Genomic DNA, 12797 nt, shown 5'->3' on the forward strand with positions numbered 1-12797 from the left:
GCACCCAAATTCTAGTTATTACTCACGGCCCGGCAGCTTCTTCCAGGTAACCGTGTCACGCAGGTAAACCGGGCTGGCATGCTCGGCATCAACGGCCTCGCCTCGAGCCAGCGCAAATTTCGCCAAGTGAACCATATCCTGAGAATCCGGATATAAAACAGTTCCTTTCTCCATTTGGACCTTCAGCTCAGCGAGAGGTTCAGCGTAACTCTCCCAACCTGTACCGGCTGTGAACCAAGGGCCATTCTCAGCGCGGAACTGCTCAAGCAGCCCTTCAGGACGAATCACCAACTCATTGTCAACGACGCGCCAGTCGCCATCAGCCTGGCGCTGGTACTGCCCCCAGTAGATCTCCCCCATACGGGCATCAATGGCCGCCAGTACCTGCTCAGACTGATGCAGGCGATAGGATCCCTGAGCCATAGCGGCCAACGTCGAGACACCAAGCATCGGTAAGTCTGCGCCAAAGGCCAGACCCTGAGCAATGCCAATACCGATACGGACACCGGTAAAGCTGCCCGGTCCACGACCAAAGGCCAGTGCGTCTAGCTGGTTGAGCTTCAGGCCGCCTTCGGCCAGAACGGTATCCACCATCGGCAGAATCTTCGTCGTATGCTCACGCGGGGCATACTCACAACGTGAAATGACATCGTTGCCTACCATTAGGGCAACAGAACAATTTTCGGTTGCAGTATCGACTGCAAGGATTTTGGTGCTCATTCAAGCCTCTGAATGCTGGTCGTCACACTGAACAGTACTCGCGTTTCCGTTCACTGCAGACAAAAACTGCCCGACACCATCAACATCCCGCGTACGTGGGATTGGTGGCAAGCTTCTTAAAAATACCGCGCCATACGGACGCGTTACCAAACGATTATCGCAGATGACCAACACGCCTTTATCCTGCTTATCGCGAATAAGACGCCCAACACCCTGTTTCAGGGTGATCACTGCATCGGGTATTTGAACTTGCGAAAAGGGGTCCCCGCCACGCAGGCGACAATCCTCGATTCGCGCTTTCAGCAACGGATCATCCGGTGCTGTAAAGGGCAATTTGTCGATGATAACACAGCTGAGGGCTTGTCCTCTAACATCGACGCCTTCCCAAAATGCCCCCGTCGCTACCAACAAGGCATTACCACGCTCCAGATATTCCGCCAACAACTTTTGCTTGGTGGTTTCCCCCTGAACCAGTACCGGCAAATCCAGTACCGCCCGAAACCCTTCTGCCAGCTCACGGACCATCTGATGCGAGGTACATAGGAAGAAACAGCGGCCATCGTTGGCCTCAATAACCGGAGCCAGCATCTCCACCAGCCTGTCGGCAATACCAAAGCTATTGGGTTCGGGAAGAAAACGGGGCACGCACAGCAGGGCCTGCTGCTGATAGTCAAACGGGCTTTCCAGCGCAAACTGCTGCTTGGGCTCTAACCCAAGGCGGTGGCTGAAATGGCTAAAATCATCATCGACCGCCAGGGTGGCTGAGGTAAATATCCAGGCTCCCGGCTGCAACTGCATCTGTTCACGGAATTTTTCCGCCACCGACAGCGGGGTGATATTCAGGCTGAAATGACGCGGGGTACATTCATACCAATAGGAATAGCCGGTGATAGAGGTATCGGAAAGTCTGGCCAACTTAGCTTTTAGCAAGGTCGCCCGCTCGAAAGCCGCATCGAGTAACTGGCTGCGCCCAAGGGCCAGCTTGAGCACCTCATGGGTCAGATCAAGCGCGTCATTTAACCGGGTCAGCTCACGCTGAATCGCCGGGCTGGTTACCGCTTCGCGCCAGTTGCCTCGAAAACCGGGTTCGCCCAGCACGATACGTAAATCAGAGGCCGACTGGGCCAACCTATCGGCCGTTTTCTGCAGCTGACGCATGTCTTTGGCTTCAGTGCGATAGCCAATTTCGACATCTTTTGCCAGTTCCTGCACCTGGCGGCTGGTCAGGCTCTGGCCAAAATACTGGCTGGCAATATCCGGCATCTGGTGAGCCTCATCGAAGATAAAGACTTCCGCTTCAGGAATTAATTCACCAAACCCTGTTTCCTTGATAGCCAGATCCGCCAGGAACAGGTGGTGATTCACGACGACGACATCCGCTTCCATCGCCTTGCGGCGCGCTTTGACAACAAAGCAATCCTCATAGGACGGGCATTCCCGGCCGATGCAATTGTCGTTGTTTGAAGTGATCATCGGGATCACCGGACTGTCTTCAGCAATCGTTTCGCACTCGCCAAGATCGCCAGTGTGGGTGGTCGAAGACCAGCTGCGGACCTTCACCAACTGGCTCAACAAGGTAGGATCGACATGCGTGCCATGGCTTTCGGTGATCTGGCGGCTCAAACGGTCGAGGCACAAGTAGTTGGCCCGTCCCTTCAGCAGGGAGACCAACCCGGTAAAGCCCAGGGCATCGGCCATTAAAGGTAGATCCCGGTGAAAAAGCTGCTCCTGCAGGTTCTTCGAGCCGGTACTGATAATGGTTTTTTTACCGCGAACCAACGCCGGGACTAAATAGGCAAAGGTCTTGCCGGTACCCGTCCCCGCCTCCACCACCAGTTGGGTCTGTTCACAAATTGCATCATCGACAGCCTGAGCCATGTCAATCTGCGGCTGGCGAGCTTGGAAACCGGGTATGGCTTTGTCGAGTGCGCCACCTGAGGCGAAAAACTTGGCAATCATTCCAACGAACTTATTGGTTATATATACAGTAGAGAAACAACATTATGCCAAGTTTGCCAGCCTGCGACTACGGTTATTTATACCCGGGATGCCAGTGAGTTAGACGAGCAGATCTCTGGTTGCCATATCAGCAACCAGAGATGCTAATTAGGGTGCTGTAACAATGTCAGCTTTAGTCGAGCCAACTATTTCCATCAACTCTTGCTGTTCTTTTTCCGGCACGCCATGTTTGTCCAGTACCCCTTTCAGCAAGACCTCCATCTGCTGCCAGTCATTCTCCGAAATGTTCAAGTGGGCATGGGCATCTTTCATTGACCGCCCCTGATATTTACACGAGCCGCCGGTGGCATTACAAACCATCGCCGTGACCTGATATTTCAGGTAGGGCGCCGGAACCACTTTTCGTGCCGCATCAATTGCCGGGTTGGCATTAAGAGTGTCATCGACCACTATCACATCGATAAAATCGCTGACGACAACCGAAATAGGCTGCAGCCCCCCCAGCCGGGTATACAACGACTTGGTGTCCTGGGAATGACTGTCAGCATAGGCGAATCCGATACCAAGCAACGGTAGGGTGAGCAAAAGGGTTTTCAAAAAATATGTCAGCCGTTGTGACAACATAGCTTCCTCCTAGATAATGCTACTCATTAGTTAGGTTTTTGCTCAAATGGCAACTATCACTGAAACTAATTCGAATTTTGTTTTGACCCTGAAATAAATACGCGGTAAATAAAAGAGAATGGAAATATAAATATAGTAGTTCAAGGAAGCACATGGAAACCAAAACCCTTCTCACCGACTGCCCAGATGCAATGGGTTTAATATCGAAAATCACTAACATCTGTTACAAACACCAGCTAAACATTATTCATAACAATGAATTTGTTGATCACTCCCATACCCGCTTTTTTATGCGCACAGAACTGGAAGGCGTATTTAATGACGAAACCTTTTTGTTTGATCTTGATCGCGCTCTCCCAGAAGGCAGCTACCGCCGCCTGGTCAGCTCCGCCCGCAAACGCATTGTGATTATGGTCACCAAAGAAGCACACTGTCTGGGCGATATTCTGGTCAAAGCCTTTGATGGGACTTTAGATGTTGAAATTGCCGCTGTTGTCGGCAACTACGATACGCTGGCCGGGCTAACCGAGAAATTTGATATCCCGTTCCATCACGTCTGCCACGAAGGGCTGAGCCGCGAGGCCCATGAGGAAAAAATGCTTGAGGCCGTCAAGCAGTACAATCCCGACTATGTCGTACTGGCTAAGTATATGCGGATCCTGACGCCAAACTTTGTCGCCCAGTTCCCGCACCAGATCATCAATATCCACCACAGTTTCCTGCCGGCCTTCATCGGAGCCAAGCCTTATCTGCAGGCCTTTGAGCGCGGGGTGAAAATCATCGGGGCGACCGCCCACTTTGTTACCAACGATTTAGACGAAGGCCCGATCATTACCCAGAATGTCATCAACGTTGATCATAACTTCAGTGCCAGCGACATGGCCCGCTCGGGACGTGATGTCGAGAAATCAGTTCTGAGCAAGGCACTTGGCTTAGTGGTGGATGACAAGGTATTTGTACATGGCAACCGAACGGTGATTTTGTAATAGATTTTTTGGGTTCTGCAAGCAGGACCCAAAACCTCACGGTAGAGTCGATCTCCTGCTTACCCTGGAAGCTAAGACCTGTTGTTCCTGGAATCTATTCCCCCGACTCTTCTTCGCTGTCAATCACCTCTTTTAGCGAGCACGGATGCAGCTTGATACACACCCCTTCCTTTTTAAAGGCATAGGTCGGATTTGGCAGGCGCTCTTTCTCGCCCGACGGCATGCTGACCTTCACCTTAATATCTTGCTCTGCCAGTTTATCCCACGGCAACAGCGGAAACGCCTCATCCAGTCTGACTTTAAGCTCATCGGTAGTGCTTGCCCTGGTCGGAATAACAAACTCAATATGCTCCCAGCCTTGTTGCGGGTAGATCTTATCGCCCGGATACGGCAATTCCAGAGCCTCTACACGCCAACACCCTACCTCAAGCGGCTGGTGAAAACCGATCACAATAATCGGTCGCCCGTTGATTTCATTGTTCGACCATTCCTCGCCGTATTCCAGCCAGGCCTGGTGCAACGCCCTGGCCACTTCAAGGTCATTAACCCGTAATGCAATATGATCAGCCCGGTAGCCAGACAGCGATATATTCATCTCTTGTGCCAGTGACTCGATACGCGCGACAAAAGCAGGCAGCCCGGCCAGCATTTGTTCGGGGTGAAGACCGTCATCAATTAGCTTCTGCATGTTTTTTCTCCAGTTATTACTGCATCGGGAAACGAACGCATAATTATCCATAGTTTTAGGTTGAGAGAAACCCCGTCTAAGGTGACGACAGGCCTTGTTGCTGCTTGATTTGTGCATAATTTTCACGTTCTATCCAAAACGAAAAAAAAATCGCAAACAATGCCTTTTTCGGGTTGCCAAAACACCTAACTTTGTGGGTATTATTAAGGCAATGCAATGTACGTATTCAAGATAACACCTCTGATCCAAGAGAGTGTCCCGTCAAAAATACTCATGTGATCCCCACCAGCATTCATTATGCTGCAATTGATGTGGCCTGCTTGCGTGATTATTTTTGACGGTTTTGCTTCTGGCAGCTCTTGAATACCGTGACGTTTTTGCCTCGCCAGTACAATCAGTCTACTGGCGAACTAAATGATTTAAAGGATAAGCGTGTGAACATTCAAGCACTAATTAACGATAAAGTATCTCAGGCATTAGAAGCCGCAGGCGCACCAGCAGGTAGCCCAGCAGCGGTTCGCCAGTCTGCGAAAGCACAGTTTGGTGACTACCAGGCTAACGGTGTCATGGGCGTAGCCAAAAAGCTTGGCACTAACCCTCGCGAGTTCGCACAAAAAGTTATCGACGTACTGGATCTTGACGGTATCGCAGAGAAAGTTGAAATCGCAGGCCCTGGCTTCATCAACATTTTCCTAAGCAAAACCTGGCTGGCCGAGCGTGCGGAAGAAGCTTTGGCTGACGAACGTCTTGGCGTTGCCAAAGAAGAGCAGAAAACTATCGTTGTTGACTACTCAGCGCCGAACGTTGCCAAAGAAATGCACGTGGGCCACCTGCGTTCAACTATCATTGGTGATGCTGTTGTTCGTACCCTTGAGCACCTGGGCCACAAAGTCGTGCGTGCCAACCACATCGGTGACTGGGGCACTCAGTTTGGTATGCTGATTGCCAACCTGGAGCGTGTTCAGCAAGAATCTGGCGAAGTGTCGATGGAGCTGTCCGACCTTGAAGCCTTCTACCGCGAATCCAAAAAACTTTACGACGAAGACGAAGAGTTCGCAAAGCGCGCACGTAACTACGTTGTTAAGCTACAGGGCGGCGACGAGTACTGCGCTGAAATGTGGAAGAAGCTGGTTGACGTTACTATGGTCCAAAACCAGCATAACTACGATCGCCTGAATGTCTCCCTGACCCGTGATAACGTCATGGGCGAATCCATGTACAACGACATGCTACCAGGCATTGTTGCCGACCTTAAAGAAAAAGGTCTGGCGGTTGAAGACGACGGCGCACAGGTTGTCTTCCTTGAGGAATACAAGAACAAAGACGGCGAGCCTATGGGTGTTATCATCCAGAAGCGTGATGGCGGCTTCCTATACACCACCACCGATATCGCCTGTGCCAAATACCGTTACGAGCAGCTTGGCGCTGACCGTGTGCTTTACTTCATCGACTCACGTCAGCACCAGCACCTGATGCAGGCATGGACGATTGTTCGTAAGGCCGGCTATGTACCAGAAGAAGTTACCCTGGAGCACCACGCCTTCGGTATGATGCTGGGTAAAGACGGTCGTCCGTTCAAGACCCGTGCGGGTGGTACCGTTCGCCTTGCCGATCTTCTGGACGAAGCAGAAGAGCGCGCAGCGAAGCTAATCGAAGCGAAGAACCCCGATCTGGATGCTGCGGAAAAAGAAAACATTGCCAAGACTGTTGCGATGGCTGCAGTTAAATACGCAGATCTTTCCAAGCACCGTACCACTGACTACATCTTCGACTGGGACAACATGCTGGCCTTCGAAGGTAACACGGCACCATACATGCAGTATGCATACACCCGTGTTGCTTCTATCTTCAAACGTGCCGATGTTAAGCTTGCTGATCTGACGCACCCTGTTGTGATTAACGAAGAAAAGGAGCAGGCACTTCTGTCCACCCTGCTTCAGTTCGAGGAAGCCGTTCAGACCGTTGCTCGCGAAGGTCACCCACACGTAATGTGTAGCTACCTGTTCGAGCTTGCCGGCAAGTTCTCTAGCTTCTATGAAGCCTGCCCAATCCTCAATGCCGAGGAAGCAGTGAAGCAAAGCCGTCTGAAACTGGCTCTACTAACAGCTAACACTATCAAGCAGGGTCTTGATCTGCTAGGTATCGAAACACTAGAACGTATGTAATTTTTGCTATTTCATTCAAAGAAATAACCTGTTACATACTAAAAATCCGAAGCCTTCTAGGGTATCCTTAGAAGGCTTTTTTTATGCTACCAGCATTCAATCAGTTTGCTTTTGTATTTGCGACAAAAATGGAATTCAAAGTATGAGCAAAGACAGCTTTGTGGAATCGACGGAAACGTTGAAAAAAACGGTTCCCCTGATGATCAAACACAAAGTACCAACGACCCCGACCAACTATGCGCTCTGGTATACCTATGCGACTCAGCAACAACCGACGCTCAACCACGCGGTTGATCAAGGAATCGAGGCATTAGGGCACTGCACGCCGACGCTGTGTGACAGCCTGTATCAGGAACACCTGGCCAGCCAGACCGATAAGGACATGGCTCAGCTCAAGCAAAGCCTGACGGCAATGATGCAGGAGCTAACCAGTACGATGTCAGATACGCTGTCTAACGCCGAGACATTCCAAGGGGCGTTGAGCCATACTTTCAACAAGCTGGAGTCGGCCGAAAGAGAAGGTCTGTCACTGGAAGACACCATGACACTGGTGCGCGAGCTAATTCGGGAATCCCGTCAGATCCAGCTAACAACCGGCACCTTTAAAGGCCAGCTAAGTAATGCCCAGCAAGAGATTGCCGCGCTAAGGGAAGCTTTGAGTGAAAGCCAAAAAGAAGCAAACCAGGATGCCCTGACCGGTCTTAACAATAGAAGGGCTTTTGAGCGAGATATCCACAGTTATTCCGATAACCAAATTCCTTACAGCCTTATCATTATGGATATCGACAAGTTCAAAGACTTCAATGATAACTTCGGCCACCTGCTCGGTGATCAGGTCCTCAAAATCGTGGCCCGCCGGCTAATTGAATGCAGCCGTGACTATGCACAGTCCTATCGCTTTGGTGGTGAGGAGTTTATTGTCATCTTGCCGCACAAAACACTGTCTTCGGCAAGGCAGCAGGCCGAAACTATCCGTCGCGCCATCGAAAAAATATCGGTGCTGGATAGAAAATCAGGCCAGCGGATCAACTCTGTTACCGCCTCGTTTGGTATTGCCACCAAGCAGGAAGACGAAACCACCGCCGATGTCATTGCTCGCGCCGACAGCCACCTCAATCAAGCCAAGCAACTGGGAAGAAACCGGGTACTTCCCATCAACTGATTATTGTTTCCCCCCGACAGCAGATTGAAACAAAAACACCACCCTCTCCCTAGTATCTCCAGGTGTGGTGGTGTTATTGAATGGCCGCTTTTTACTGCCCGAAGCGCTGGCCCCCGCCATGGAGCCAGTCAAGCTCTTCCTGAGTAGACAGTCGCCCGTGAACCGCATTGCGATGCGGAAAACGACCGAAGCGTTTAACCACATCGTGATGACTCACGGCATATTGGTAAAACCCTTCGAAAACAACGGCATGTGCCGGCGAGACAGACTGGCGCAAACGGTCAAAACGAAACACACACTCCTCCTGATCTTCTACCGTTTCCGAATGCTCTAACGGGAGATAGAAAAAAACGCGCTCAATAGGGCTCAGCTGCTCATCGAAGTTGTTGGCCAGCCCTCGCTTGCAGATTGCCAGCGCCAAGGAGTCATAACGGAACGCCGCGCTCAGGCCGCGGTAGATATTGCGGGTAAATTGGTCCAGCAAGATAATCATGGCCAATGCCCCTTTCGGCTCCTCCGCCCAGTGACTCAGCTCACCAAGCCCGGCCCGGCTCACCAGAGGCTGAAAACGTTTGGCAATAAGCTGATCCGTTTCCTCTCCTCCCTGAAACCAGAGCGAATTTCGATCGGTAGCCGGAACCTCCTCACCAAGCTCACCAAACCAAAAATCCAAGACTTCCTGATATTCCGCGACCATACTTTACCCCCCAACGGTTATCGCACGCTCAATGTGTTCGCCACCGCCCAACTACCACCAATTTCATCAATCTGTGGTTATCAATACTGGTCTTTATTTCAATTGGTATTACCATGACATGAGTAGTTAGAAGACTGTTTATCCTTCTGTGGCACTACCAGCATACAGCAGCCTCCACTGATAACGATGAACAATATTCCAGCATGTGAGCCGCACAATACATTTAAGGAATACAGCGATGCATTTTTCACTCCATCCGAGACTGGCAGCAGATACCACGGTTCTCGGCGACTTGCCACTATGCCGGGTGCTACTGTCAAAAGAAGCACTGGGTCCCTGGCTGATATTGGTTCCGCGCAGGGACGAGATCACCGAAATTCATCACCTGCCCGAACAGGATCAGCTTCAGCTGATGCGCGAATCGAGCGCGGTTGCCAGCCTGCTGGAAACCGACTACCAGGCAGATAAAATCAACATCGGTGCCTTGGGCAACCTGGTTCCCCAGCTGCACGTTCACCATATTGCCAGGTTTCAGTCGGACATTGCCTGGCCAGGTCCAATATGGGGGAATACTGACGGGACGCAGCGAGAAGACGGAATTCAGGTAGCACTGGCAGAAGAGCTCCGGGACGAGCTTGCCAATATTGACGGGTTTACGGCTATTTAGCGGAACCCATTTGCCCTCAGGTAAATAAAACAGAGGCAGCCCAAGGGCTGCCTCTGTATTTTCATCAACGCAAAACAGTCACCGACAGCTCATCGGCCTTCTGGCTTCGGTACCAGACGTCTTCGGCACTCTGACAACAAATGTCTTTGCCACAGCCTATCAGCTCTTTGCTGATTGTACCTTTGCGTACCCAGACATCCAACATGGTATCAACCCCGTCCTCACTCATGCCGAAGTGATGGGCCAGATCCTTTCTGCTGGAACGGCCATGCTGCTCAATATACTGTTTCAGTTGCTGAAGGATCACAGTACCAACACCTCTTCCGGTTGTTTCTGTCCCTGACGCTTAAACAAGATATACAGGCCAACATTAATCAGGGCAAAGAAGCCAATCCACAGCATACTGGTGACAGGATGTTCTGCAAAATGGGCCACCTGATACACGACTGTCGCGAAGGTATAGGCTAACAACATCGTCCAGCCGGCAATGAAGACCGAGAACTTCTGACCGAACTCACGCACATAGGCCCCCATCGCAGCGGCACAAGGTGTGTACAGCAAAATAAAGACCAGATAAGCCATCGCCGCCGACGAACTCACAAAGTGCGCTTGGATATTGCCGAATACTGATGCTTCGACTTCCTGCTCTTCTGCAACAGCGTCAAGATCCGTCAGCTCGCCAACTTCGATCCCCAGAGGATCAGAATAACTCAGATCAGCCAGGTTAGCAGGAATCGTCTCAACCGCTTCTTGCAGACTTGCCAGCAGATCATACTCACCGCCCTCTTCGCCTTCTGACGGTGCATACAGGCTATTTAGCGTACCGACTACGGCTTCTTTGGCAAATATCCCCGTGATGATACCGACCGTTGCAGGCCAGTTATCTTCCTTCACACCAATTGGCGCCAATACCGGTGTCACCACCTGAGCAGCCTTGGACAGTACCGAATTTTCGGTATCTTCGTTACCAAACGAGCCATCAGCCCCCAGCGAGTTAAAGAAACTCAGGCAAGCAACCACGACAACAATTGTCTTACCGGCCCCCAAGACAAACTTCTTCAGTTTCTGCCAGGTTTTGATACCCACATTGCGCATTGTCGGCAATTCGTAGTCCGGCATCTCCATAATGAAACTGTCACTCGTTCCCGGATACAGCGTACTGCGCAGGATCATGCCGGTCATTACAGCGGCGAAAATACCTAGCAGGTAGAGTCCAAACACGACATTCTGACCGCTTTCAGGAAAGAACGCTGCTGCAAATAACGCGTATACCGGCAGGCGTGCACCACATGACATGAACGGTGCCATTGCTGCCGCAAGCTTACGTTCACGCTCCTGCTCCAAGGTACGGGTTGCCATGATAGAAGGAACATTACAACCGAAACCCAGCACCAACGGGACAAACGCTTTGCCCGGCAGGCCGACTTTCTGCATCACTTTGTCGAGTACGAAAGCGGCTCGCGCCATATAACCCGAGCTTTCCAATACCGCAAGGAACAGATACAGACAGGCAATCACAGGAATAAAGGTGGCTACTGTCTGGATACCGCCACCGATACCATCGGCTATGATCGTTACCAACCAAACCGGCAGATGATCATCGAGTAGGTAATGACCGCCATCAACCAACAGAGCCCCTGCACTGATATCAAAAAAGTCAATGAACGAGCTACCGATGTTGATGGAGAACATAAACATCAGGTACATGACAATAAAGAAAAATGGGATACCAAAAGCGCGGTGCAACAAGACCCGATCAATCTTGTCACTCAGGCTACGGCTTAGTTTACCTTCCTGACGACGTACCTTCTGACATAACTGGTGAAGATAGGTATAACGGACATCGGCAACCTGGATATCCGGGTCGACATCAACCATCAGCTTGTTGCGGATGTTACACGCCTTGTTTTTCTCATTTTCAGACAAACCGTTAATCACCAGCGTATCGTTTTCAAGTACGCGGATCGCCTGGGCACGCACATTCAATGTTTCACTGCCAAACATTGACTCAAGCTCGCCAATCGCAGTCTCGAACTGATCGCCGTAGTTCAGGCTGAGATCGTTAACCGCGATCCCCTGTGCCAGCATCTTGTGAAGCTGGGTCTTGAACTCCTGTACCTGCTTAAGGTTGTTTGCAGACAGGGACAGTACCAGGCAACCCAGCGCTTTTTCCAGAGCCTTGATATCCAGCACCTGACGCTGACGTTGCAGTACATCCATCTTATTAAGTACGACAATCATCGGGCGACCCAGCTCACGCAGCTGCAAGGTCATGTACAGGCTGCGCTCCAGGCAAGAGGCATCAACCACATTGATGATCACATCTGCCGGCATGGTCAAAATGGCGCGAGAAGCGATGGCCTCATCTAAACTGTTGGCATCGTTGGCGCTGTCCAGGTTGTAGATCCCCGGCAGATCCGTCAGGGCAAAGTCGTCACCGGCACACTGGTAGTTACCGGTTTTCTTTTCGACCGTCACACCCGCCCAGTTACCCACATGCTGCTTGGCGCCTGTCAGACCGTTAAACAATGTTGTTTTACCGCTATTTGGGTTACCAACAGTCAGAATATTATATTGCATCAGCGTACCTCCACTTCGATATTGGCCGCAATCTGCTTACGCAGAGCAATATCGACACCACGGACACGCACCTGTAGGGGATCACCCAACGGTGCCAAACGAACAACAGTCACCTGAGTTTCAGGCAACATCCCCATAACCATTAGCTTCTTGCGCGTTGCGGAAGGAAGCTCAGACAAGCTGGTTACGATTCCGTTAGCACCGCACGACAACTCGGACAGTTTCATTTTCACACCTTAATAAGAATTATTTTTATTCCTATACGCGATATTACACAATTTGAAACATCTTGCGTATTGTCTTAAATCAAAAAACCATGGTGTTTGTATGTCTATTAAGGCTATCAATACCGGCCTATCACATTTTGAAATATCATGAAAATGACGAAATTGACGTTGTTAACACCCACTCGCTGTTTTTAACGCAGCAGCTGCTCCCCCTGCATTTGGCGTATTGGCGCACTATCAATGCATTATGTCGCATATCTCATGGCTACCTAGTATCAACAGCGGTATAGTGCGCCACCAACAGGCAATGAGGCCTGCTCCT

Annotated in this window: 12 protein-coding genes; 4 read left to right on the forward strand and 8 right to left on the reverse strand. The window is 50.8% G+C overall.

Annotation, left to right across the window (positions count from 1 at the left end; genetic code table 11):
• Positions 1 to 18: 18 nt before the first annotated feature.
• The 3 genes from tsaB to EIZ48_RS09610 form a co-directional block, all read right to left on the reverse strand.
• Positions 19 to 720 carry a tRNA (adenosine(37)-N6)-threonylcarbamoyltransferase complex dimerization subunit type 1 TsaB gene (gene tsaB / locus EIZ48_RS09600; RefSeq protein WP_160650456.1) on the reverse strand — a complete coding sequence of 234 codons (702 nt, stop codon included), beginning with the start codon at positions 718 to 720 and terminating at the stop codon, positions 19 to 21.
• Positions 721 to 2679, reverse strand: coding sequence for a DNA repair helicase YoaA (yoaA, locus tag EIZ48_RS09605; protein WP_160650457.1), 1959 nt, complete (start codon positions 2677 to 2679; stop codon positions 721 to 723).
• Positions 2680 to 2826: 147 nt separating this feature from the next.
• Positions 2827 to 3303: a group I truncated hemoglobin gene (locus tag EIZ48_RS09610; protein ID WP_160650459.1), complete on the reverse strand. Its 477-nt coding sequence runs from the start codon at positions 3301 to 3303 to the stop codon at positions 2827 to 2829.
• A gap of 152 nt (positions 3304 to 3455) precedes the next feature.
• Here EIZ48_RS09610 and purU point away from each other — a divergent pair, with 152 nt between their 5' ends.
• Complete coding sequence (purU, locus tag EIZ48_RS09615; RefSeq protein WP_160650461.1) at positions 3456 to 4289, forward strand: formyltetrahydrofolate deformylase; 834 nt, start codon at positions 3456 to 3458, stop codon at positions 4287 to 4289.
• 94 nt (positions 4290 to 4383) lie between these two features.
• On the opposite strand, the gene EIZ48_RS09620 is transcribed toward purU, so the two are convergent.
• Complete coding sequence (locus EIZ48_RS09620; RefSeq protein ID WP_160650463.1) at positions 4384 to 4977, reverse strand: VOC family protein; 594 nt, start codon at positions 4975 to 4977, stop codon at positions 4384 to 4386.
• A gap of 434 nt (positions 4978 to 5411) precedes the next feature.
• Here EIZ48_RS09620 and argS point away from each other — a divergent pair, with 434 nt between their 5' ends.
• On the forward strand, positions 5412 to 7142 hold the full coding sequence (gene argS, locus EIZ48_RS09625; protein ID WP_160650465.1) for an arginine--tRNA ligase: 1731 nt from the start codon (positions 5412 to 5414) through the stop codon (positions 7140 to 7142).
• Positions 7143 to 7284: 142 nt separating this feature from the next.
• Positions 7285 to 8304, forward strand: a complete 1020-nt coding sequence (locus tag EIZ48_RS09630) for a GGDEF domain-containing protein (RefSeq protein ID WP_160650467.1) — start codon at positions 7285 to 7287, stop codon at positions 8302 to 8304.
• 91 nt (positions 8305 to 8395) lie between these two features.
• Here EIZ48_RS09630 and EIZ48_RS09635 read toward each other — a convergent pair whose 3' ends face one another.
• On the reverse strand, positions 8396 to 9001 hold the full coding sequence (locus EIZ48_RS09635) for a DUF924 family protein (RefSeq protein WP_075768314.1): 606 nt from the start codon (positions 8999 to 9001) through the stop codon (positions 8396 to 8398).
• Positions 9002 to 9239: 238 nt separating this feature from the next.
• On the opposite strand from EIZ48_RS09635, the gene EIZ48_RS09640 reads away from it, so the two are divergent.
• Positions 9240 to 9668 carry an HIT domain-containing protein gene (locus EIZ48_RS09640; RefSeq protein WP_160650468.1) on the forward strand — a complete coding sequence of 143 codons (429 nt, stop codon included), beginning with the start codon at positions 9240 to 9242 and terminating at the stop codon, positions 9666 to 9668.
• Between the two features lie 64 nt (positions 9669 to 9732).
• Here EIZ48_RS09640 and EIZ48_RS09645 read toward each other — a convergent pair whose 3' ends face one another.
• From EIZ48_RS09645 to EIZ48_RS09655, 3 genes are read right to left on the reverse strand one after another with little or no spacing between them, the layout of a single operon-like run.
• The gene (locus tag EIZ48_RS09645; RefSeq protein WP_160650470.1) at positions 9733 to 9975 is read right to left on the reverse strand and encodes a FeoC-like transcriptional regulator; all 243 of its coding nucleotides are present in this window, start codon (positions 9973 to 9975) and stop codon (positions 9733 to 9735) included.
• Positions 9972 to 12248 (reverse strand): Fe(2+) transporter permease subunit FeoB, encoded by a 2277-nt coding sequence (gene feoB, locus EIZ48_RS09650; protein WP_160650472.1) that lies wholly within the window; start codon positions 12246 to 12248, stop codon positions 9972 to 9974. The genes EIZ48_RS09645 and feoB overlap by 4 nt, the downstream gene beginning before the upstream one ends.
• Positions 12248 to 12475 (reverse strand): FeoA family protein, encoded by a 228-nt coding sequence (locus tag EIZ48_RS09655; RefSeq protein ID WP_160650474.1) that lies wholly within the window; start codon positions 12473 to 12475, stop codon positions 12248 to 12250. The genes feoB and EIZ48_RS09655 overlap by 1 nt, the downstream gene beginning before the upstream one ends.
• Positions 12476 to 12797: the final 322 nt, after the last annotated feature.

The organism is Photobacterium alginatilyticum (assembly GCF_009910675.1).
GTDB lineage: Bacteria > Pseudomonadota > Gammaproteobacteria > Enterobacterales > Vibrionaceae > Photobacterium > Photobacterium alginatilyticum.